Here is a 24,708-nt window from a genome sequence, read left to right as displayed (position 1 = left end):
ATTATTATTCTTCTATAAGTCCGCGACCAATTTTAGTAATGCTATTGGTTCTTTTAAGGTCGCCCATAATCTTGTCCAAGATACCGTTAATAAACGAATTACTTTTCGGAGTACTGTAATCTTTTGACAGATCTAAGTATTCATTAATGGTTACTTTAACAGGTATTGAAGGGAAATTTAAAAGTTCACAAATTGCCATCTTCATCAGGATTGTATCCATCAAAGCAATACGTTCTGATTCCCAGTTTTTGGTACGCTCACCGATCATCACCTGATAATCTTTGTCATTCTTAAGCGTGTAAGCAAACAGATCTTCCACAAACTTGCTGTCTTCTTCCCAATCCTGACTAATTGGCGTCAGTTTATTAGCAAAAGGATCTTCGGACGTGAAATTTTTCAATGTCTTAGCAACCATTCCCTGCATGACCTCTTTATCTACAGACCAGTTGATGAATTTGTCTTCAAATGCCTGAATAATGTTGTGGCTTTTAAGTATAATTTTTCTAAAAATGTACTTAATGATCGTCTTCGACTCTTCCAGGCTATTGTCTTCGTCGGCAAGGTAAGCTGCGTACTCAGGAGTCACTTTCAGCGTGTTAAAAATACCTTTAACGAATTCAGGATCTGCCATCCAATTGATCTTGTACTTATGTACCGCAGCATTAAAATCTGGATTTGCTTTTAGTGTAACTGTAAACTTGTTGTTCAACAGTTTTAAATTAGGATTGAGATCTTCTGCAGTCGGCAAATGTTTATTTGCTCTTTCTACAGCGTCAATTCCTGTGTATTCTGTAACCTCAACTAAAAGAGAAAGCATCCATATGTACATTTCATATACATTGTCAATACTTTGCATCAGCGCCTTCTTGGAAGAAGCTACATCTCTTTTGTCTGTCATGTGCCAAGCAAATATATTTTGCAAAGCTTTAATTCTTAAGTGCCTTCTGTTTAACATGAATGTAAGAACGAGTGGTAAATTACCTGTTTATTTAAAATGATGATTTTATTTTTTTGATATCGATGATTCTTTGTTCTGCAATGCGGTTAGCTGCCCATACTGTCGGAATATTATCCTTCTTAGACATTTTAATCACATCACGCGTTGCGTTGTATATATTTTCGGTAAGCTGCATAGTACGTTTTTTGCCAAACCCTGTCAATTCTGAATAGCAGCTAATGAGTCCCCCTGCATTGATCAGATAATCCGGCGCGAATAAAATCCCTTTGTCCAGCAGCATTTTTCCGTGAATCTGCTCATCAGCTAATTGGTTATTTGCTGAACCAGCTATGATGGCAAACTTCATTTTCTCAATGGTTTTAGAGTTTACTGTGGCTCCCAATGCACATGGTGCGTAAATATCAGCATTCACTCCAAAAATCTTATCTGCGGCAATTGGCTTGGCTTTATAAGTTCTCGCTACATGCTGTAAGCGTTCTTCGTTAATGTCACTAATGTAAACTTCAACATTTTCTGCTCTCAGCAATTCTACAAGATGCTCTCCTACGTTACCTATCCCCTGTACCACAACGGATCTTCCTGCCAGCATATCTGTACCGAACACCTCTTTCACACAGGCTTTAATACCTAAGAAAACCCCTTTTGCAGTAGTTGGTGATGGATCGCCTGCGCCACCTAATGATTCAGGAACACCAGTAACATGTTGAGTTTCCATACGGATGTACTCCATGTCTTTGGTATTGGTACCCACATCTTCGGCTGTAATAAATTCTCCGTTTAAGTTTTTGATAAAGCGGCCATAACTCCTCATCATGGCTTCCGACTTACCTTTTCTTGAATCTCCGATAATCACTGCATTTCCACCGCCAAGGTTAAGACCTGTTATCGCAGCCTTATATGTCATCGCCCTGGACAATCTCAATACATCCTCAAGCGCCTCAGCTTCTCCTGAATAACTCCACATCCTGGTTCCTCCTATTGCAGGTCCGAGAGTGGTATCATGAATGGCAATAATTGCTTTTAAACCAGTATCAGGGTCATTACAAAAAACAACCTTCTTATGCCCAGAGGCACCAATTTGATCTAAGACGGAATTCACGGGAGAACTATTACCAGACATATAACTTTTGTTTATCAGATAAGCCGCAAAACTACTTAAAAAAACATTATTTTACCTAGTAATAACCAATTCTTTGAAAAAATTATCGGCATTTGGCTAACTTTACCACTTCATGAAACATCTCCGCTACCTAAACAAATACTTCTATAAATATAAATGGCGGATTATTCCAGGAATTTTCTTTGTAATCATATCAAATATATTCGGTGTGATTCCCGCGCAGGTCATTGGTCATGCCTTTAATTTAATTACTGAGAATATCCAGTTGTACAGTCTTTTTTCAGGGTTCGAACGCAAAGAAATTATATATGACATCTTTAGTTACAGCTTGTTATACTTTGGAACACTGGTATTGATATTGTATTTATTAAGAGGTCTGTTTTTGTTTTTCATGAGACAAACAATCATCCTGATGTCGAGGCATATTGAGTTTGATATAAAAAATGAAATCTATGCACACTATCAGAAACTCAGTCTTGGCTTCTACAGGAGAAACAATACCGGAGACTTAATGAATAGAGCTACTGAAGATGTAAATAGGGTGAGGATGTACGTTGGCCCAGCAATTATGTATGCCATAAATACGGGCGTCTTATTTCTGCTGGTTATCTACGCTATGTTTTCCGTAAATACCAAGCTGGCAATTTTTTGCTTACTACCATTACCAGCCCTTGTTGTCATCATTTACTTTGTAAACACTAAAATCAATAAGAAAAGCGAGTTGATACAAGAGCAGCTTTCAAAACTTTCCAGTTTTGTTCAGGAAAGGTTTTCAGGAATTCGGGTGATTAAATCTTATGTTCGTGAAGGACATACTGAAAAGGTATTCGCGGCAGAAAGTCAGGGCTATAAAAACAATGCTATGGGTCTCGTCAAAGTTCAGGCTTTGTTCTACCCAACCATGGTGCTCCTTGTCGGACTTAGTACGATACTGACTATTTACATAGGTGGTAAACAAGTCATTAATGGTTCCATCACCCCTGGAAATATTGCAGAATTTATTGTCTATGTGAATCAGCTCACTTTCCCGGTTTCCATGCTGGGATGGGTAACTACATTAATTCAAAGAGCCTCAGCTTCGCAAAAACGCATAAACGAATTCCTGGAGCTTCAACCTGATATCACGTCAGAGGCCCATGATAAAACTGAAATTTCAGGCAGGATAAACTTTCAAAATGTGAGCTTTACTTATCCCGACACTGGGATAGAAGCCATCAAAAATGTAAGCTTTGAAATTAAAGAAGGTCAGTTTGTTGCTATCATCGGCAGAACCGGTTCGGGAAAGTCTACCCTGGCCAATCTAATCATGCGAATGTATGACGTAGATAAAGGAGACATAAAAATTGATGGTACTTCGTTGAAATCACTGAATCTCCAGGATTACAGAAACCACATTGGCTTTGTTCCTCAGGAAGTCTTCCTCTTTTCAGATACCATAAAAAATAACATCAGCTTTGGGCTCGATACAACCACTACAGAACAGGTGGAAACCGCCGCAAAAAATGCAGCTGTATACCACAATATCATAGGATTTGAGCATCAGTTTGAAACCATGCTGGGAGAACGTGGCATCACCCTCTCTGGCGGCCAGAAACAACGTGTATCTATCGCAAGGGCGTTAATTAAGGAACCGAGGATCCTGATATTCGACGATTGCCTTTCAGCCGTAGATACCAGAACAGAAGAGGAGATTTTAAACAATCTTGGTCGGCTAATGAATGGAAAAACCAGTATACTGATTGCACATAGAATATCTACAATAAAAAATGCAGATAAGATACTGGTTCTCGACAATGGAGAGATCACTGAACAAGGCACGCATGAAGAATTACTGCTACTTTCAGGTGCATATGCAGAAATGTATCAAAATCAATTGCTCGAAGAGGAAAGTAAATCTATATGATTTCTATTTTGAAGTTTAATAATTATTCCTTTATATTTACCCGAACCAAAACCAAGAGCTATAGCAACCATGGGAGAATTTGACAACAAAGAGAGAGAAGAGGTTTTTTCAAAGAAAGTAAGAGCTGGTAAAAGAACTTATTTTTTCGACGTTAAAGCAACAAGATCAGGAGATTATTACCTAACCCTAACTGAAAGTAAAAAACGACTTGAAGACGGAGTATTTGTAAAACATAAAATCTTTTTATACAAAGAAGATTTTGAAAAATTTGCAGAAGGATTGAATGAAACTGTTGATTACATTAAAAACCATCAGGAAGTAGTGGAAAAACGCTACGAATATTCTGAAAACCAAGATGGTGTACCTAGCAGAATACAAAACGACGATTTTTCATTCTAAAGAAATAAATCAGAAAAGCCCTGTTCATATAATGAGCAGGGCTTTTTTATTTGCACTAAATTTGTGCAAAGTTATTATTTCTTACATAAAGCTACCATCTCCACGGCGTCGGATGCCTCTTCCGTCGCGACCGCCTTTGGCACCACTCCATTTTTGCAAACGCACGCTCAATCCTACCATGAAGTAGCGGCTAACTGCGTTTGATTTGGTATCTGTATAACCACCGGTATCATTAAAATCACGGTTTACAAAGTTATTTTGATTTAGAACATCAAATGCCTGAACTGTAACTCTTCCTCTTCTGTTGAACAATTCCTTTTCAAGGGTTGCATTAATTACGAACGGATTATTGTTAATATTTGCATTGATCCCACTTATATAGTTTTTACTTGCGTTATACTTAAAGATCCAGCTTCTCAGAAAATAAACTGTTCCATCAACATTAAATGCCAGTGTATTTGTTTCAGACTGATTTTTTAAAACTGTATTATCAGAGGTTTGGTGGTTATATGAAACATAGGGATTGATCTCAAACCAGTCGGTAGGATTTATTCTCGGACCAAAACTTTCTCTAAAGCTTTTTACAATATTGATATTTTTTTCACCATTTGTCATGGTAATCCTGTTATTATAATTTGCTGATCCGCTTAACGATAAATTGTATTTCCTATTATTTAGTTGTTTACTGATGTTGTAGTTTCCGCCAATCCTATAGACACCGTTCATATTTATATACCTGGTCTCTCGAATTTTGACAGGATTCTGTCCTGGCTTAACTATGACGTTTGGATCATCAATATCAACAGAACTTGATATTACATCATTCTGATTAAATGAGGCATTCACTCCTATTGAATAATTCAACTTTGAATTTGCGATATAGTTATTGTAATCTGACCGTATGGTATGAACAAATCTGGCTTTAAGATTTGGATTACCTATAACTGCATTATTAGGGTTAGTTACATCCCGTACCGGCTGAATCTGGTCGAAGGTCGGCTCAGAAGCATTCCCTGAGTAGTTTAATGCAACTTTGTGCTGTCTTGACCATAAATATTCCATCCGGGCTATCGGAATCAGGTTAAAACTACTTCTCCTCGTCGTAGTACCTAAGCTGACTTTTGTTCCAGACAATAATGCAGGCACTGCGGTAAGTCCGGCAGAAAACCTGATTCTTGACGTATTACTCATTCCATATCTGAAATTCACGGCAAACCTGGCTTGGGTAAATGAATAATTAAAAATATTACTCAGTGAATCAATTACCTGAGAAACTCCGCCGTTTACCCGATTTCTGGTAGTAGCATTATTGTCGTAACCGTTATAGTTAACCTGGGCATTTAATTCAATTTGAGTATTTGTACTCAGCGGCTCCACATAAGTCATGCTACCTCTATAGCTTGTATTTAAATTTTTGTTTAATCTTAGCCTATAGGCCAGGGAATCACTTTTTTCCGATTCGTCTTCATTCAAAAAGTATCTTAGAAAAAGATCCTGATCCGAATCGCTGCTTCTGTTATTTGTTCTTACCTCTCCCTCAACAAAGAAATTCCTTCTTAACTTATCAAAACGATGTTGATATCCAACCACCAATCCCAATTGTGGACTTTTACTGCTAGAAGAATTTGCATTAACCTGATATTGGTGTCTGTAACCTGTTTGATATGAAGTGTCTGCCTGATTTGAAGAAGATGATGAATAATTAATTGAAGGCCTAAAGCTTAAGTAATCATTACTATCCAGATTGATCTCTATTTCTGCCCTAAAATTATGGCCTCTGGAATCATTAGTCCTTTGACTGCCTCTGGTAGTAAAGGTGTTTACAAGTGAATCCGTTTGAAGTTTAAGTATATTTCTTAGGTTCGTCACTGATTTGGAAAAAGTACTGCTTAAATTAAGCTGATCATTTCCGTCATACTTATAGTTAACGTTGAAATTAACATTTTTACCTATTTTGTCCCGGATACTAAACGAAGCCTCTCCAGATGTAGTTGTACCTCCAGTGCCTCCCCCTCCAACGCCATTTACTGTATTTCTGTATTTTGAATCTACACCAATCGTTTGATTTTGATTAATCCTGGTTCCATTAATCTCACCATTATAACGGTCATTGCTTCCCCCAGCGCCACTTAATCTTACTATATTTCCAACAGATTTATCAGTTCTGGTTGTAATGTTCAATATTTTTTGAGGATCGCCGTCTTTAACACCGGTACGCGCAGCCTGATCACCGTAGTCGTCCACAATCTGTATTTTATCTACAATTTCGGCAGGGAGATTTTTAATTGCATTAGCGACATCGCCGCCCAGAAATTCCTTTCCATTTAGTTTAGCCCTTAGAACAGATTCGCCATTATGCACAAGCGATCCGTCACTCCCAACTTCCATTCCCTCCATTTTCTTCAATAGCTCATCAACCATAGAGTTTGCCCTGACCACATAATCACTTGCTTTATACTCTACCGTATCTGTCTTATAGGTAATTGAAGGCGTGCCATTGATGACTACAGTATTTAAGGTGTTTTTTTCTTCTTTCATGACAATTGGATCCATGACAATTCGCGGAGTCAAGTCATTTTGTTTGAAACGCATTGGCGAAGTTTTAAGATACCCCAAGCTTTGCACCACAATAGTATAAGTAGCAGATTTTACATCTTTAAACACGAAGATACCATCATTATTAGTTGAAGTTTTTAAAGTATCCTTGTCCGAGGTTAAACTTACTGTAGCTCCTGGAAGACCGAGGTCAAGTGTATCTTTTACGATTCCACTAATTTCTCTGGTAGGCAAAGGTGGTGGTGTCTCTCTTTTTGCTGGCTGTTGCGCTGATACCTTAGCTGTGCTGCTTATCAACAAAAACAGTACAACGGCCAGTTTACAAAGCCTGGCGTAATTCACGCCCATAGAATGGCCCGGCCCTGGGGCCGTGACCGGATTAAAATAATTCATTTGTGTGTTTATATGGTTTGGTTTGTGTGTGTTGTGCTGGATTTCGGTACTAGAGATTAGTACCTATTTTTTGGATAAAGTATATTTTCCCCAAAAATCTGTAGGACTCATCAGGGCTTGAAAATCTATTCCCCCACCTCGTTGACCACCGCCTCCGCCGAATCCACCACCACCGCCACCAAAACCTCCGCGACCGCCGCCACCACCACCGCCGAATCCTCCACGACCGCCGCCGCCGCCACCGCCATCAAAGCCTGGCATTTGCAATCCGTTCAGTTTGATGTTATATGCAAATTCTTTTGCTGAATCGGCAGAAATTCCCAATTCCTCAAGAGGGATAGCTGCTTCATAAAAATAGGTATTGGCTGTATCAATAGAAGCAAAAGCTTTAATTCCCGACTGATTATAAATCGAAACCAAGGTATCTGTAGTCTTTTTAAATCCACTGATTTTGATCTCTTTCGCTGTTACCAATTGAGTTCTTAATCTGGCTACTGAAGCTGAATCCCTTTGCTTTGTTGTCAGCGGAGTACCTCCGCCTCCACCCATGCCACCCATTACCCTATCCATTCTAATTCCGCCACCTTGTCCGCCAGCTCCTCTTGTTGGGCGGGCAATACTAGGGTAAGTAAGAGCCAGACTTTCTTTTTCTTTCTTCTTACCATCCGGATTGATAGAAAAAGTAATTCCCCCAGCCAGAATTTTACTATTATTAGTTAAATCAGTAGATTTCACTACCAGGTACAGGTTCTTGTCATCGTTACTGATGATATAAGAAATACTAGTACGCTTATTAGATGAAAAATCAGCAGCAGCCCACTCAAAATTCTTACCGTCAATTTTCAGACTGTGGGGAGCTACTATACTCACTTCCTGTAATTCATTAACTTTCTGTGCTGAAGCTGTCAATCCAAAACCAACCAGTAGTAATGTATTTAACATATTTTTTGAGAATCCTGATTTCATAACTAGTGAAAAGTTGATATTTAATTTGTGTTTTGAGATTATGACTAAACAAATTGCTTTAGGTTTAATTAAAACGTTAAGTTTTATTCAAACAATAATCCGCGAATTACGCACAAAATTTAAATCTTTGAAGGTTGCTCACCTATTTGTTACAGGAAGAAAAGGCAAGTAATAAATGCCTTATACAGGGCCTACGTTGGGATTACAAACTCGGTTCATTACAATTTTGAACCCAAATCCAACCACACCAGGTGAACATTACAGCTTAGTTTAAAAAAACAATAAAGTTAAGTCATACTAAATTGTTACAAAACGACCTAGGATGTAATCTCACAATTTTTGATGTTTATCGATGTTACAGGTATCCAGTTTTCTTCAGGACTAACATTAAGTCCAATTCTCATTGCAGTTTTACTGGTAGCCTCGTCCTCGATAGATCCCAAAGTTTCGTTGGTGATGGCTTTATTATTGATCCTTACCGGTTCGTCAAGGCCATTTGTTTTGAGTTCAATATCATAGATGCGGGCATTCATGGTTTTACAAATTACAAGTTCAAAAGAATGCTGCACCGCGATTTTCTTCAATGTTGAAAAAGCATGGATTACCTGATCTGTATTTACAATCTTAAACCCAAGCACCAACGTGGCATTTGGATCCAAAGCGTTATTGTTTTTCAACAAAGAAATTTCATTTACATCTTCAAATGTTGCTTCTATGATTAACCGATCCATATTCTTTCTAAATTAAACCTCTGCTTAAAAAGGATTTATACGTCAGTATTGTTTCAATTATTTTAAATCTTTATATCCAAAGCCTGATAAAACAACACAAACCTACCTTTTCTGCTGAAAAATGTAAATCAGATAACCCAATGCAGGTAATATAAAAATACTCCCAATGAGGAGCGCATAGCCTAATGATGCTATCGTTTTTGCCTGCCCCTGATGTGTAAGTAATGACAGATTAGCACCGCCCTTAAGCAACACGATGTCGGGGAAATGAGTATACGTAGCCGCAAACAAAATCATTGTCACCTGAAAACCTGCCAGCAGACGTAATGATATAGGTTGATCTTTATTCAATGCATACCACATAAAAATCAAAGAAATACTAGCCGCAATAATGGCTATCAGACCAGGGGTATCACCAAATATCCAATCGACAATAGGTATCTGTTCTACATGTGCAGCAATGAAAACCAAAGCTCCGCAAAACATGACGATAAAAATGGTACGCTTTGCTTTACCTACAAAATGCTGCCTGTCGCCATCATTGTCTGTCTGGCCAATAATAAAAATAGTTGCAAGAAAACCACAGATACTGACCGTAAAAATGCCTACAGCTACTGAGAACCAATTGAGCCAGCTAAATACGTAGGCAGATAAAAAATCACTTGCCTGAGGATCGATTTGCCCGGAAACTGAACTGGCCGCAATAATCCCTAAAAAGAAGGGGGTAATCAGACTTGAATAAACAAATATAGGCGTGTATATCTTCTGCATATCGTCCTTTACAGCATCATAATTTCTAAATACAAAAGCAGTTCCCCGCGCTATTATCCCCAACAACATACATACAAGAGGTATATGAAGGTAAACGGATATTGTGGTATAAATTTTTGGAAAACCAACGAACAAGATCACAATTGCTATGATCAGCCACATATGATTGGCTTCCCATATCGGACCAATTGCCTTATACATCGTTTTACGCGTCTTAGGTTTATTGGTCTTAGACGTAAGCAATTCGATTATTCCCGCACCAAAATCAGCCCCGCCTAATAGTATATACAAAAGAATAGATGTCCAGAGGAAAACAATAACTACATATATCATAATTCAGAATCTTTAGCAGTTGAATCATATAACTTGCCCACCATTGTAATTTGCCTGTACAACAATAAACTCACAATGATGGATAGTGAGATATAAACTGCGGTAAACAAATAAAAAGAATATGCGATACCGGGCATTGGGGTAACTGCATCTGCGGTACGCATGATGCCTCTAATGATCCAGGGCTGGCGACCTACTTCAGTGACAGTCCACCCAGCCTCCAATGCAATGAACCCCATAGGTATAGCAATGACGAACAACTTCATCAACCATTTACTTTCCATCCAGGATTTCTTTTTCCATAAGGCAATGAAGTATAGTACGGAAATCAACACCATCGCCATACCCAAACCAACCATAATCTGAAAAGCATAATGTGTAATGGCAACCGGAGGTCTGTCTTCCTTAGGCACCTGATCCAATCCCTTTACTTCCCCATTAAAATCGCCTGTCGCCATAAAACTCAGCAATCCAGGTATCTTAATCGCATAATCCACACGGCTATTAGCTGTATCCGGAATCCCGCCGATGATCAACGGCGCATTTCTCTCAGTATGAAAATGCGCTTCCATTGCTGCAAGTTTCTCGGGCTGGCGTTTAGCAATATCTTTAGCAGAAATATCTCCGCTTAAGGGCTGCAGACAAGCAGCTACAGTTCCGAATATTGCTGCGATCTTAAAAGCCTTATGATGAAACTGCACATTCCGACCCCTCAAAATCATTAAAGCATGTACGCCAGCAACTGCAAAACCCGTAGAGACAAAAGCAGCAATACACATATGTAATGCCTGTGAAAACCACGCATCGTTAAACATAGCCTTAATAGGGTCTATATTCAGGTATTCCCCGTTGATATAATCAAAACCGGAAGGACTGTTCATCCATGAATTTGCAGCAACCACAAGTATCCCCGACAACAATCCGCTAATTCCAACAACAACTCCCGTAGCCCAATGAAACCAGGCATTGATTTTATCCCATCCGTACAAATAAAATCCCAATGCGATCGCCTCTATAAAAAATGCCGTCCCCTCTAAAGAAAACGGCATTCCAAATATAGGTCCGGCATGCTCCATAAATTTGGGCCAGAGCAGACCAAGTTCAAATGACAGTACAGTCCCGGAAACAGCACCAGTTGCGAAAAAAATAGCCACACCCCTACTCCAGGCCTTGGTAACATCCCTGTAGACCACATTTTTGGTCTTAAGCCAATAAAAGTGTGCTACTGACATAAAAAAAGGCATTACCATACCAATACAAGCAAAAATAATGTGAAAGCCAAGTGAAAAGGCCATCTGGAGGCGGGCAGCTAAAAAATCGTCCATATTTTAATAAACGTTACGTGCTAAAAAATTTGCTATAAAAGTAAGGGTTTATTTGCACAGAATCGTCATTCTGAATCAAATTACAGGCTATTTTCAGTAAAAAAATGTCAGCAAAACCAAGCATTAGTAATTGAAATAATATTCCAAAAAATTGTATTCAAGATTAACAATCCCGGATAACTATTCAGTATTCAACCAACACAATAAAGAAATTTAAATTTAATATCAAGAAATTATGTTTAATTAAAAATGAAATAAAAGTACACATAAAGATAAATACATATATATTTGTTTTTATAAAACTTATAATCATGAAAGCTAAAGAAACAGTTATCATTTACCTTTTGTCACTGCTGATCATTTCCTGTAAAAAAAATAAATCATTTAAACCAGATCCCATTCAGCCTCCTGAGGACCGGCCTGCACAAAAAGTGTTTCTTCCTGTTAAACTCGAATCTGATAAACTGGCGATTTATTTAAAATATCAAGACAATAACCTCACTGAAATTGAAAACTCTGATGGCTATAAATCTCAAATCACCTATAAAAATGACTTGCCATTAAAACTGAGGCGATTTAAATATGATAAGCCCATGAGCTTTAGTGAGTATAATTTTTCAGACGTCATGAAAACTAAAATCAGCTCCTTTGATGAAGATGGCAATCTCCTAACCCCCACAGGTCATCGATTTCTAACAAAAAATGCAGCAGATCAAATTATGAAGATCAGCTATTTTGGTGCGGACAAGAAGTTGTTTAAAGAGCAAACACTTACGTACTCTTCATTTAACCCGTCGGCCATATCTACAAACGACCTCGTATCCAGCCTCACAACTAATTTTAGTTACTCCTATGATAGCAAAAATGGGATTTTCAAAAGTGTTAAACATACTCAGCTGTTATTCTTAGAAACCGGCTACGATTTTTTCAATCACGCTATTAATAACCCACTCGGCTATAATTCCAATACCGAAAAAACAACATATACCTATAAATATAATTCTGAAAATTATCCCTCTGAACTTACCATTGCTAAAAACAATAAAAGTCAGACCTACAAAATAACCTACAAGGAAATCAAGTGACGGTTATTTTTTCAAAAGCGATTCAGCCCTAAAAAGGTTATCCACAGCCTGCAGAATTTTTGCTTTTAACTTTGGATTATATTGGGGATTTTGTTGTAGAAAATCCCTAACTACTTTACCTGCAAACGGACTTTGGTAATAGCTGAATATAGACTGCAGCCAGTTTTGCGGGAAAAAGATATCCCCCGTTGTCTGGATTTCCTGGAGCATCTCCAAACTTTTCTTTAAATACTTTTCAGACGTGGCCTGCCTAAGGGGATGGTGTAAATAGAATAAGGCGGTTCCTACATTTGACTCCTTTTCACGATTCGATTTCAGCTCCAGGCCTTTAAAAAATCTATCTCTATCTGCGGGATTCGAAGAAACTGCAGGGATAATAAATTCAAATCTTTTAATCCTGTCAGCATTGGTAATCCTCGACAATTGTTTTTTCAGAATTTCTGAATTTTGATCTTCTCTCAAAGCGAGGTTAAATGCGAGCGATGTATAATCATCCTCATTAAGTTTTAGAACTCCGGGAGCGGGTTTCTGCTGATTCCAGATAGCATATAACTCATCTTTAGCATTTTTTGATAAAAACACGTCCTGATAAGTCTTAAATAGCAATCTTTTGTTGTTAGTCAGGGATTGCTGCTCAAGTGCGCTCCATAAAGATTTTTCTACTGATAACGAAAGTGATCGTCTGTCTTCTGCTGTGATAAACTCCCAATAAATTACGTTGAGATAATTACTGATCAACCTTAAATTGAGCTCCTCTTTTTCTCTTGTCAATCCCTCCCTGAAGACTTCAAGTAATTCCTTCGGCGATATACTCCTGCCATTAAGCATATTTTCATAAAGTGATATATATGCAGATGCCCGGTTTAGCGGCAATTCCATATCATAAACATGATTTACCATATTTTTATCAATCGGCCACACCCCATATCCCTGACCTGTGGAGTTAAACAGCACATATAAAGGCACGTCTAAACCTGCCGCATTTTTCACTTCTACCTAATCAGCATTTAGATCTACAGTGATCTCCTTGCTGTAGTTGGGGTAAATAAGCTTGAGTTCAAATAATTGAGGCCAGTACCTTTTAGCTCCATATTCGGACGATTGCATGATGCTGAACTTTTTGATCTTCCCATTTTCTTGCTGCATATCATAATGAATAACTGGTCTGCCAGGCTCGTCCACCCACACCTTGTTCCATTTCTGCAGATCAGCACTGGCGTAGCGGTCCAGGATTGTTATTAAATCCGGCCATGAGGCATTTCCATTCGAAAATTTCCTAAGGTATTCTCTTACGCCGGTTTGAAACTTTTCTTTCCCCATCAGCCGCTCCAATTGCCGCATCATGATTGGTGATTTATGATAGATAATGTTTCCATACAAAGTACCGGCATCTTTTAGATTATCCAGGGGCTGCCTGATCGGATTCGCACCGGTTGTCCGGTCTATTCCGTAAGCTGCAGGAAAATGATCTATTAGAAACTTAAGATCAAAAACATTGGCACCTTCGCTGCCTTCTGTACTTTTATCAGCCATAAAATTGGCGAATACTTCTTTCATCCATACATCAGTAAACCAATTCATGGTTACCAGATCGCCAAACCACATGTGCGCAGTTTCATGCGCTATGAGGTGAGTTCTCGAATTCAACTGGTCCTTAGTCGCGCCACCATCCAGAAAGAAGGTGGAAGCTTTATAATGTATCGTTCCCGGATGCTCCATGCCACCGAATTGAAAATCCGGGATGGCAGAAAATCCAAACTTCTGAAATGGATAAGGAATACCTGTCCACTTCTCGAAATAGTCCAAAGATTCGGAATGAATTTTAAAGATTTCAGGCACACTCTGCCTGATTTTTACACTATCTGTTTCCCGGTAAAGAAACTCCGACGTCATCCGCCCTGTTTTGCCATATACTGTTTTAAATTTACCCGCCACAAATGAAAACAGGTAGGTACTTAAAGTATCTGAAGTATTGAAAACGTAAGTCCTTCGGTCCGGTGCTAGCAATGAATCTTTGAGTTTGGCATTCGCTAGTGCAGTCCAGTCATTTGGCATACTCAATGTCAGATCATAAGTAGCTTTCAAATCCGGCTGATCAAAGCATGGAAATACAGTCCGGGCCCTATCGGGAACAAACAAAGCATATAAATAATCGGCATTGCGATTCAATGCCCCATTTCCGGCGATGAATTCCAGGTCGACAATATTTTTTCCTGACTTAAGGTATTTTGGTTCGATCACGATATGCTCGTCACTATGAACGATAGTTACAGCTTTTCCATTGACCACTATTTTCTTAATGTTTTCAGTCCTTTCCTTAAAATCCAGTTGAAGCGGATGTTTGTTGGTCTTCAGTTGAAAACTTACCCTTGCCTTAGCAGCAATAGACGAGGCTTTATCAGCCGGAATATCCAGACTAAGTTTGTAATTCAATTGACTCAAGACCGACTTTCGGTAAGCAGCAAGTGCCTTGGAAACACCTGTCTCCAGCTTTGGATTTGGAAGGTCATCTATCCACGAGAAAGACAGTAAACATACGGAGAGCAGCACAAGTGTGTAACGAAAGTGAACCATCTGGCTAATTTAGTTAATGATTTTCTAATTCATAAGTCAAGTTTTGAATACAAAGAAAATTTTTCCGTTAACTAAGTCCAAGAAACGTAATTTAGCATAATCAAAACTTAATCAATTCATTGATATGAAAACGACACTAAAAACTCTATTGACACTGGCGCTGGCAGTTTCCATTAACTCCCAACTTCAGGCACAAGGACTCGCCATGCCACAAGCGAGTACCTCACAAACAATTACCCAAAGCTTTGGATTGGGAAAAATGACCTTGAATTATTCACGTCCAAATGTGAAAGGCCGCCAGGTTTTTGGCGCACTGGCTCCTTATGGGGAAGTATGGCGTACGGGTGCAAACTCTGCAACCTTAATCACTTTCAGTGAAGAAGTAAAAGTAGAAGGACAGACCTTACCTGCAGGTGAATATGGTTTGTTTACAATTCCCGGTAAAACAGAATGGATCGTTATCTTCAATAAAGGCTCTAAACAATGGGGATCTTACACTTATAAAGAGTCGGATGACGTGCTTAGGGTAAAAATAAAACCAACAGTTTTAAAAGATAAAGTAGAAACCTTCACTATTCAGCTGGCAAATGTATATCCTACCTCGGCTCAATTACAATTGTTGTGGGATAAAACCGGCATCAACATCAACCTGGGCACTGAAGTAGACAGCAAAGTGATGGCCAGCATAGATCAGGCAATGCAAGGTGAGAAAAAGCCATATTTTCAGGCTGCTCAGTATTACTATGAAAACGGCAAAGACATCAATAAAGCCATGGAATGGATGAATAAAGCTGATGAAGGAAACACGACAGCACCTTGGGTAAAACTTTGGAAAGGTCGCGTACAACTGAAAATGGGTGATAAAAAAGCTGCTGCTGCAACTGCTGAGCAAGGTTTAAAAATCGCTACAGAAATCAACAATGCAGAATACATCCGCCTGAATACAGCTTTGATTGCTGAAGCTAAGAAATAAATAATACGATAGTATGACACTTGTCATGCTGAAAGTACGGTCGTCATCCCGAGGAAGCGAGGGATCTCTTGAACTATTCTTAAACAAGAGATCTCTCCTTCGATCGAGATGACGATTTTTTTAAATTGACCTTGAGGAGGAAACCAGCTTTTGAATAATAAGCGAAAACAACACAACCAGCATACAGCCAATTACATTGAGCCATAAATAGGCAACCAGTTCCATCTGACCAATTACCACAACCAATATCTCCGCTGCCAAAGCTGCAAAAAACACAGCCCTTCCTCCTACTTGTTTCACATAAAAGGCTACCAAAAACACACCCAGTATAGTTCCGTATATGTAAGATCCAAGTATATTCACTGCCTCCAGCAAATTCCCTATCTTGCTGGCATACAAAGCCATTACAATACAAATAACGCCCCAAAACACCGTTGCCAGCCTTGATGCCTGCAGGTATTCATGATCGGATCCATCTTTTCTTATCAGTCGCTTATAAATGTCAATAACTGTTGTAGAGGCTAAAGAATTCAATGCACTCGCGGTAGATCCCATAGAGGCCAGAAAAATAATAGCGATCAGCAAACCAATCAGCCCCTTCGGCAAATACTGCGTAACAAAACTCAGAAAAATGTAATTGTTATCTTTAGTATTGGCATGTTCATCATTCTTAACCATCAGGTCTGTAACCTTTGTTCTAATGGCCTTTTCATTTGCATCTGCTGCCTGTAGCGCCACACGTTGAGCATCAATTGCCTCCTTATCATCCTGATCAATGGCAATGTTCATTTTATTTACTTCGACCTGCTTCAATTCAAATGCCTGCTCATAATCAGCTTTGATCTGATTGAGTTCCGGCGCGTATTTACTGTTTTCCAGTTTATTCAACTCAAAACTATTGAAGAAAATTGGCGGACGGTTATACTGATAGAATGTGAATACCAAAACCCCTATCAGCAAAATCAAAAACTGCATAGGTATTTTAACGAGCCCATTCATTAGCAAGCCCAGGCGACTTTGACTCACGGAGGAACCCGACAGGTAGCGGCCAACCTGGCTCTGGTCAGTTCCGAAATAAGACAACTGCAAGAAAAAGCCTCCAATCAACCCCGTCCAGACGGTATACTGATTGTTAAGATCAAACTTAAAATCGATCGCATTTGTCCTGCCCATTTTACCAGCTATACTAATTGCCTTGCTAAAACCTATATCACCTGGAAGAAGGTGCACCACCATGATACCAGCTGCAAATAACCCGCAAAAAATAATACTCATCTGGAGCATCTGCGTGTAAGAAACTGCCTTTGTACCCCCGTAAACTGTATAGAATATCACCAAGCTACCAATAAATAGTGTCGTGTATGTGGTGTTGATGTCTAATATAGTCGATAGAATAATAGAGGGTGCATAAATCGTGATCCCCGTAGAAAGCCCCCTTTGTATCAAAAATAAAAATGCGGTTAGCGCCCTGGTTTTCAAATCAAAACGCTGCTCAAGGTATTCGTACGCGGTATAGACTTTCAATCTGTGAAATATGGGCACAAACGTAATACACAGCACGATCATAGCCAGGGGCAATCCGAGATAAAACTGCACAAAACTCATCCCCGATGAATATGCCAGACCTGGGGCAGACAAGAAAGTAATGGCACTGGCCTGGGTCGCCATTACAGAGAGGCAAACATGGTACCATGGCAATGACTGATTACCCAATAAATACCCCTGAATATTCTGGGCTCCCCTGCTCTTGTAGATGCCGTAAACTACGATCACCACAAGCGTAACGACCAATACTGACCAATCTATGATACTCATTCGAAATACCTGGTAAAAGCGTAAAAAACTAAGATCAGGAACACAAGCCAGCCAATGAGTAGCCGGTAAAATTGTTTCCAGGTCTTCACAAAAGGAGGAAGGTCCTGCTCTTCTGTATCCTGTAATGGCTTGCCTTGTTCCATATTTCGAATATTAACTATTTCTTACCTGAAATCAGATTCACAAACAACCTGTATGCTCCAGGTACACCGGCAGGCAATTGTCTGAAAAATGAAATCCCCGTATATACAAATCTACCCTTTCCATAATCAGCAACGATCAAGGATCCGTCCTTAGCAGATTCTCCCTGGTCGTTCATGCTCAACAAAGAAGTATACTTTTGGTCTGCGCCTGTTACAAAATACAATCCTCTTTCCTGTATCCAGCCATCAAAATCTTTCTCTGTAATCTTATTTGGGTAATTTAATGCCTTGTCCGCAGGTGCTATTATCTTAACTTTCGCATCTTCTTCCGTTACCCTGTCCCTAGATAACCTAAATGGATATGGGCCGATGTTATCCAACCTAAGCGGACTGCTTACATTGTACTGCACCATTAACACACCGCCATTTTCCACATATTTCATCAACCTGGGCTGCATGCTTTTGATACGCTCATTCACATTGTAAAGCCTGACACCTGTAACAATTGCATCAAATCCAGAAAGATCACCATTAATCACCTGACCTTCTGTTAAATCCACTACATCATATCCAATTTGCTTTAAAGATTCGGAAACTAAATCCCCTGCCCCTGCCAGATATCCTATTCTTTTACCTGCAAACTTCAAATCAATTTTTTCCACCTTGGCCTCTGCAAGAGGAAACAGTGTCTGAACCGGAATATGCTCGTAATCTATGACCCGCAATGATTTGTTATAAGTTAGTCCATCTACCGAAACGTTCAAGGAAAGATCTCCCCCCGTGACGGCACCTGCAGGGGTGACAGTAAATGAAACAATTTGTTCATCACCCTTTTTATTCAAGTTAAATTCCAGCTTTTCAGGCGAAGCTTTCCATCCCGATGGAAGGACAGCCGTAATTGTACCTGCAGCATTATCCTTAAAACTCTTCAATCGCACAGCAATCTGCTTCGACTCATTTCCATTAAATACAAATGCTTTTTCGCTCATTGTCGCCGTAACGGGCGGAGCAATCACAACAGGCTGATACAACTCACCCCTTACCTGATCAGTATATTTATAAATCAACGGAAGTTTTTTCACAATGACATCATCGCCAATCTTCACCCGAAAAACGCCGCTTAAATCGATCGGATTTTCAGCAAGGCCGATTTTTGAAAGAGAATCCACTACAAAAGTCCCCAGAGCATGTGATTTCTCCAGCCAATAAGGCTGTGTCAATTGCTTCCCCCCCCGAATTGAGCCTTCTTTTGAAACAAACTGATTTGGAGCCAGGCTAAAAGATGCGCCGGTATTTGTCTCTTCAACTGCAACGGTATAAGGAAATCCTGGCTTTATCCTTGCTATCCCCTGCACCTTTACTTTGATTGGTGTATTTAACGCATATGTCGAACTTGTAGCCTGCATTTCCAGCCAGATACCAGCACTAGCCAGAATTAAATCGTCTAGTAAGCCGTGCTTAAACGCCTTGTCTTTCACCAAACTTCGCAATTTTAAAAGTTTAGCTACAGATTTTGATGGTTCAGCAGCATCGTACTCAGTATTAATTTCAGCTATCAGTTGCTGAATAACAGTACTTCCAGGGATCCTGTTTAACGTAAAATCAATTCCGTCAAATATATCCTTAACAGCCTTTTCACCCGCAACAGGAATAAAGTACTCAATATTTCCTCCTCTTTGCCTGGCCGAACCAAAGCCCTGACTGCGGTGATTGGATCTGCTTTCAGCCGCTATTTCACCATAACTTTTCCCCAATAATGGGTTATATGTTCCTACGTCTATTTTTAGCTGATCTTCCGAAGTGGTATTGTTTCCTCCGAAGTTAGAAGTATTCCATAAAATACGTTTAGCTTTCCAGGGCTTCACAAATGCAAGTTGCTCCGGAAATTGCTTAGGGTCTGCAGCAGCGACAAAAGCTTCTTTTGCAAGTATTGCAGAACCTGAATGATGACCATGTCCGGCTCTCGAATCTTCAGGGAAACGGGTAATAATTACATCTGGTTGAAATTTACGGATTACCCAGACTACATCCGCAAGTATTTTAGCCTTATCCCATATTTTAAAACTCTCTTCAGGATTTTTGGAAAAACCAAAATCATTTGCCCTCGTAAAAAACTGTTCGGCACCATCCGTACGTCTTGCAGCCAATAATTCCTGTGTACGTATCAGTCCGAGAAGCTCTGCCTGCTCATTACCGATCAGGTTTTGACCTCCGTCTCCCCTTGTTAGGGAAAGATAACCGGTTCTTACCTTCTTCTCTTTGGCCAGATAAGCCAGCAGACGTGTATTTTCATCGTCCGGATGAGCAGCAACGTACAATACACTGCCTGTAACATTTAAAGCCTGTAGTCCCTGTTTGATTTCAGCAGCATTTAATTGCTGCATCATCTGGGCCTGAGAAAAAAATGGGAGAACTGCTGATATCACCAGCAGATATAAACGAGATTTCATATACGGATCTTATTTTTCGAAAATAACCAAAAATCATCAATCTGTACTTTTTATACAAATTAAACTCCGTAACAATCCTGCAAAAGTACTACATGTTTTATAGGAGAATCTTACTGGAAACTTCTTTGTCTATCGTGATAAAACCCGGATACTTAACCAAGGTATTGCCTACTTTAATACTAGGTCTGATCTTTAAAGTTAGCATTCCTTTTTTCTCTGCTCCGCTTTTACCGCTTTTGATAAAATCGCTGATTTCACCCATTACCTTACTATTAGAAACGAAGGGATAAATGTTTACTTCCATATCCACAGGCACAACGGTAGATTGTCCGGCAGCGACATTCACTTCCTGATTTACAAAGCCATTAGCCAATTCCTGCCTGTTGATTAAAATTTTATATTCAAACTGATTGATCGCAGCATCATCTCCTGTAGGATTTTTAACTTCAAGGTTTAGCCTGGCCTTAAGGGGAACATCTCTTCTCAATAAACCTAGCGCCAGTCCTGGAAGACTGGCAATATTGATGTCCTGATCATTGATCATTTTCTTTACATCAGCTCCTGCAATGGTAATCTGATCCGCCGAAGTAATCCTGTACTTACATTTTTCAAGCGCTTTAATTTGCTGGGCCTGTCTGTTTATTCCGCAACCTGATATCGCGATAGCCGTCAGGCAAATCAATAAAATCTTTTTCATAATACTTATAACGGGATTAACGCATTAAATGATATAAACGGCAACAATTAGCGCCTGCGGCTCAAATTGCTGCTGATGATATGATCTATACTGTATTTTCCAGCTCCTGCAACAAATATAAACAGATAAACAACCAGATAATGTAAACCCATTTCTTTCTTATCAAAACCATCAGGGGCATGTACGATAAATACTGCCACAAGCATTGTGATAATCAAAGGAATAACCGCTATTCTAGTAGCAAGTCCCAATAACAATAAGATGGAACAGAAAAATTCCGCAAATACAGTTAGATAAAGTGAAGCCACGGGACCAACTCCAATTGGGTCGCCAAATTGCACCTCTCCACCTGCAGTGATCCCGCCTAATTTCTGATAGCCATGAACCATCATAAATGCTGCAAATGCCACCCGTAAAACAAGTAACATAAAGTGTACGCCCTCATTGCTAAAATTGGTATTAAATAGCTTTTTCATTTTCGAATTCTGTTTTTGATTTATGATTAAATAGTGAATATTTTACGGTAAATATAGGCAACTTACCACTAGGATAAAAATTGATTTTACTCATGCTGAGGTAAAGATGAGGCTATGGTGTACAGATATTTTACTTTGCTATTTTTTTGGCTTTTTATTACTATAATTTTGCCTTTATTTTGCTAAAAGCAAAAGGATAGCAAAACAATAGCAAAAGGAAAGCAAAAGAATAGCAAAACAAAATATAAGCACAAGGCAAGCACATCTCTGGCAAATACAGGTAGAAACGACACTACAATAGCGTTTTTATTTAAGCTGTCAGGGCTGTAATAAATCCCGAATCGCATCCTGAAGAATCATCTTTTTATTATCATCAGGCCTTCCTTCTTTTTGTATGATCTGGATGGATACCAAGTCATGAAGAATAGAAATTAGCTAACAGTGTTAACAAAGTAATGGTATGAAAATAAATCGAAACAATATTTTGCTTCCTGACTTAATGCCAACAAATCGACTGCTCAGCCTTTAAGTCTTCTCAATCCGGTTAACAGGTCATTTCTAACGCTTAACACTCCCTTCCATAGGTCACCCTTTTCTTTCACTCTTTCTTCCATGTTAAAAATCGTATAGTCTTTCAGGTTTAGTTTCTCGTTTACCTCAGTCCATTCCAGAGGTGCAGAAACAGTAGCTCCAGGCTTTGGCCTCGCAGAATAGGGCGCAGCAATGGTTTGCCCGCGTCTGTTCTGAAGAAAATCAAGATAGATCTTGTTTTTGCGCTTCGATGGGCTTCGCTCAAGGCTTGTGGTATCCGGATGCAGATCAAACAGCATTTGTCCAAGGTATTTAATGAAGTCCTTGGAAACATCGTAGTCATATTTTTCGCCTATAGGAATAAAAATATGTAGTCCCTTAGATCCGGATGTTTTTATAAAAGACTTCAGTTTCATCTTATCCAGCAATTCTTTAGCAGACAGTGCAACCTTTACTGCTTCTTTAAAATCTATGTCATGCGGATCTAAATCAAGTACCGCAAACAAAGGGTGGTCCGGTGTTTTGTATTTACTTAACCATGGATTGATTTCTATGCAACCCAGATTTACCATCCACAATAACGTAGCTTCATCATTGCAAATCAGATAATCGATATGCTTATCGTTGCTTTCTGAATATAAAGGAGCTGATTTGATCCATTTAGGAATCTTGTCGGTGTCCAGGTCCTTCTGGAAGAAACCAGGTTCATCTATTCCATTGGGATGTCTGTTTAACGACAAGGCTTTATCTTTTAAATGAGGCAGGATATACGCTGACATTTTCTCATAATAAGCCAATAATTGACCTTTTGTAATCCCCTCCTTTGGCCAATACAGCTTACCCAAATTGGTCAATTTCACTTTTTTACGGCCAAACAGTAGTTCCTTATCGCCTGTCTCTTCTCTTGTTGATTCTTTGACAACTTTATCCTTTTCCTTATCCATACGAAGTCCTTTAAAAACCGGGTGTCTCAAATGCTGATCTTCGGTCCACTCACTATAAGTAACTTCTGCTACCAGCTCTGTCTTCACCCAGGTGAAACTATATTCTTTATGTACTTTTTCTTTTAACGGCTTCTTTTTAATGACCAATGCCTTCATCTTATTATAAAGATCCTTCAAGGTTTCTTCATTAAACCCGGTCCCGCAGTTACCTATATATGTGAGTTCCGTACCTTCATACATACCCAACGCAATTGAGCCAAAATATTTCCGGCTTCCTTCCGGCTTGGAAAACCCTATGATGATTACTTCCTGACTATTCTGGAGTTTAAATTTGAGCCACTGATCTGAACGCTTATCGCTCGAATAGGTGCTATGTGCGTGCTTGCCGATGATGCCTTCCCATGCATGTTTTTCTGCTGCTTTAAATAATTCGCTTCCTCTTTCAGAAACATGATCATTGTAAATGATGGAGGATTCATTTAAACCATCAATCAGCTTATTCAACAGCTCTTTACGTTTTAAAAGCTCCATACCCCTCATGTCGTGTCCGTTCAAAGAAAGCAGATCAAATACGTAAAACTTAAGTTCCATGTCTTCTGTTGCAGCATCATAATTCTGGAGCTTTTGAAAATAGCCTTTGCCTTTTTTATCTTCGACCACCAGCTCACCATCTATTACAGCATCTAAGCCCAAATCTTTGAGCGCATCAGAAACAGCTTTATACTTTTCTTTGAAGTCAATCCCATTTCGTGACATGATCTTTACCCCTCCTTTTGCTTCTGTGAAAGCAAGGGCTCTGTAACCATCCAGTTTCTTTTCATATATCCAATCCGGATCATCAAAAATATGATCTGCAAGTTTTGCAAGCATTGGTTTATAGGAACTATCCCCGGTACTCCTTAAAGGTTCTTCTGTGACCTCTGTTTCAAGCTCAACAAGATCCTTCTGTTTGCCTGCATTTTTTTTAAAAGCAATGCCTTTCTTCTTTATAGTCGATGGTACCAGGTCTTCACTATCAAATTCACCCTTCACCGCATATTCATCATTATGCTTGATCAGTAACCAGGCATTATCTTCAGCACTCTTTATTTTCACCAAAGCGAATTCGCCTTTCAGGATCTTACCATTAAGTTTAAATTTTAGATTACCGGCATACAGGCCTTTTAACAAGTCTTTCTCACTGCCCTTTTCCAGAGCCTGATAGGTACCCTTATCAAATATATGTACAGTTCCGCCGCCATAATTTCCGGCAGGAATTTCCCCTTCAAAAGTGCGGTACTCGTAAGGATGATCTTCTACCATCATTGCCAAACGCTTGTCCTTAGGATTTAATGACGGCCCCTTAGGGACAGCCCAGCTTTTTAATACGCCCTGCATTTCCAAACGAAAGTCATAGTGAAGGTGTGAAGCATGGTGACGTTGTACTACAAAAGTTAGCTTTTTACCTGCAGTGGCTTTAGCTTTTTTCCCAGCTTTTGCTTCAAGCTTGGCTTTCTTTAAACCAGGTTCTTTAGTCTTGCTGAAATCTCGCTTTTTGACATATTTCTCCAAACTCATAACCTTCT

At 39.3% G+C, this 24,708-nt stretch carries 19 protein-coding genes; 4 read left to right on the top strand and 15 right to left on the bottom strand.

The annotated features are described in order from the left end of the window. Nucleotides 1-4: 4 nt before the first annotated feature. A complete protein-coding gene (gene nusB, locus FA047_RS18665) occupies nt 5-955 on the bottom strand; it encodes a transcription antitermination factor NusB (RefSeq protein ID WP_136837606.1) in 951 nt (316 codons plus the stop codon). A gap of 34 nt (nt 956-989) precedes the next feature. After that, nucleotides 990-2,078, bottom strand: coding sequence for a Glu/Leu/Phe/Val family dehydrogenase (locus FA047_RS18660; RefSeq protein WP_136837605.1), 1,089 nt, complete (start codon nt 2,076-2,078; stop codon nt 990-992). Nucleotides 2,079-2,190: 112 nt separating this feature from the next. Here FA047_RS18660 and FA047_RS18655 point away from each other — a divergent pair, with 112 nt between their 5' ends. Together FA047_RS18655 and FA047_RS18650 are read left to right on the top strand one after the other, a co-directional pair. Then, a complete protein-coding gene (locus tag FA047_RS18655) occupies nt 2,191-3,981 on the top strand; it encodes an ABC transporter ATP-binding protein (RefSeq protein WP_136837604.1) in 1,791 nt (596 codons plus the stop codon). A gap of 69 nt (nt 3,982-4,050) precedes the next feature. Further along, the gene (locus FA047_RS18650; protein WP_136837603.1) at nt 4,051-4,380 is read left to right on the top strand and encodes a DUF3276 family protein; all 330 of its coding nucleotides are present in this window, start codon (nt 4,051-4,053) and stop codon (nt 4,378-4,380) included. An 81-nt stretch (nt 4,381-4,461) separates the two neighbouring features. Here the strand turns inward: FA047_RS18650 and FA047_RS18645 are convergent, their stop codons facing one another. The 5 genes from FA047_RS18645 to FA047_RS18625 all read right to left on the bottom strand — a co-directional run bounded on the left by FA047_RS18645 (nt 4,462) and on the right by FA047_RS18625 (nt 11,455). Continuing rightward, nucleotides 4,462-7,329 (bottom strand): outer membrane beta-barrel protein, encoded by a 2,868-nt coding sequence (locus FA047_RS18645; RefSeq protein ID WP_225872790.1) that lies wholly within the window; start codon nt 7,327-7,329, stop codon nt 4,462-4,464. Nucleotides 7,330-7,392: 63 nt separating this feature from the next. Further along, the gene (locus FA047_RS18640) at nt 7,393-8,271 is read right to left on the bottom strand and encodes a hypothetical protein (RefSeq protein ID WP_225872793.1); all 879 of its coding nucleotides are present in this window, start codon (nt 8,269-8,271) and stop codon (nt 7,393-7,395) included. A 341-nt stretch (nt 8,272-8,612) separates the two neighbouring features. Beyond that, nucleotides 8,613-9,026, bottom strand: a complete 414-nt coding sequence (locus FA047_RS18635) for a hypothetical protein (RefSeq protein WP_136837601.1) — start codon at nt 9,024-9,026, stop codon at nt 8,613-8,615. Nucleotides 9,027-9,128: 102 nt separating this feature from the next. After that, entirely contained in the window at nt 9,129-10,130 is a 1,002-nt protein-coding gene (locus FA047_RS18630) for a cytochrome d ubiquinol oxidase subunit II (protein ID WP_136837600.1), read from the bottom strand. Beyond that, a complete protein-coding gene (locus FA047_RS18625; RefSeq protein WP_136837599.1) occupies nt 10,127-11,455 on the bottom strand; it encodes a cytochrome ubiquinol oxidase subunit I in 1,329 nt (442 codons plus the stop codon). The genes FA047_RS18630 and FA047_RS18625 overlap by 4 nt, the downstream gene beginning before the upstream one ends. Before the next feature lie 311 nt (nt 11,456-11,766). Between FA047_RS18625 and FA047_RS18620 the strand changes: the two genes are divergently transcribed. After that, nucleotides 11,767-12,540 (top strand): hypothetical protein, encoded by a 774-nt coding sequence (locus tag FA047_RS18620; RefSeq protein ID WP_136837598.1) that lies wholly within the window; start codon nt 11,767-11,769, stop codon nt 12,538-12,540. Nucleotides 12,541-12,543: 3 nt separating this feature from the next. Here FA047_RS18620 and FA047_RS20925 read toward each other — a convergent pair whose 3' ends face one another. After that, nucleotides 12,544-13,530 (bottom strand): hypothetical protein, encoded by a 987-nt coding sequence (locus FA047_RS20925; protein WP_225872789.1) that lies wholly within the window; start codon nt 13,528-13,530, stop codon nt 12,544-12,546. A 6-nt stretch (nt 13,531-13,536) separates the two neighbouring features. Then, complete coding sequence (locus tag FA047_RS20920) at nt 13,537-15,114, bottom strand: M1 family metallopeptidase (protein ID WP_225872788.1); 1,578 nt, start codon at nt 15,112-15,114, stop codon at nt 13,537-13,539. A 124-nt stretch (nt 15,115-15,238) separates the two neighbouring features. Between FA047_RS20920 and FA047_RS18610 the strand changes: the two genes are divergently transcribed. Next, a complete protein-coding gene (locus FA047_RS18610; RefSeq protein ID WP_136837597.1) occupies nt 15,239-16,087 on the top strand; it encodes a DUF2911 domain-containing protein in 849 nt (282 codons plus the stop codon). A 120-nt stretch (nt 16,088-16,207) separates the two neighbouring features. Here FA047_RS18610 and FA047_RS18605 read toward each other — a convergent pair whose 3' ends face one another. From FA047_RS18605 to ligD, 6 genes are all read right to left on the bottom strand, one after another. Then, a complete protein-coding gene (locus FA047_RS18605) occupies nt 16,208-17,902 on the bottom strand; it encodes a sodium:solute symporter (RefSeq protein ID WP_136837596.1) in 1,695 nt (564 codons plus the stop codon). Continuing rightward, nucleotides 17,899-18,045: a hypothetical protein gene (locus FA047_RS20580; RefSeq protein WP_169304457.1), complete on the bottom strand. Its 147-nt coding sequence runs from the start codon at nt 18,043-18,045 to the stop codon at nt 17,899-17,901. The genes FA047_RS18605 and FA047_RS20580 overlap by 4 nt, the downstream gene beginning before the upstream one ends. A 14-nt stretch (nt 18,046-18,059) precedes the next feature. Further along, nucleotides 18,060-20,495, bottom strand: a complete 2,436-nt coding sequence (locus FA047_RS18600; protein WP_136837595.1) for a PIG-L family deacetylase — start codon at nt 20,493-20,495, stop codon at nt 18,060-18,062. A 97-nt stretch (nt 20,496-20,592) separates the two neighbouring features. Then, on the bottom strand, nt 20,593-21,192 hold the full coding sequence (locus FA047_RS18595; RefSeq protein ID WP_136837594.1) for an LEA type 2 family protein: 600 nt from the start codon (nt 21,190-21,192) through the stop codon (nt 20,593-20,595). A 47-nt stretch (nt 21,193-21,239) separates the two neighbouring features. After that, the gene (locus FA047_RS18590) at nt 21,240-21,668 is read right to left on the bottom strand and encodes a DoxX family protein (protein ID WP_136837593.1); all 429 of its coding nucleotides are present in this window, start codon (nt 21,666-21,668) and stop codon (nt 21,240-21,242) included. Nucleotides 21,669-22,186: 518 nt separating this feature from the next. Continuing rightward, nucleotides 22,187-24,700, bottom strand: a complete 2,514-nt coding sequence (gene ligD, locus FA047_RS18585) for a DNA ligase D (protein WP_136837592.1) — start codon at nt 24,698-24,700, stop codon at nt 22,187-22,189. Between the last annotated feature and the right edge of the window lie 8 nt (nt 24,701-24,708).

This window comes from Pedobacter frigoris (genome assembly GCF_005116445.1).
In the GTDB taxonomy this organism is placed as follows: domain Bacteria; phylum Bacteroidota; class Bacteroidia; order Sphingobacteriales; family Sphingobacteriaceae; genus Pedobacter; species Pedobacter frigoris.
This window is presented reverse-complemented; position numbering and strand designations above follow the sequence as displayed.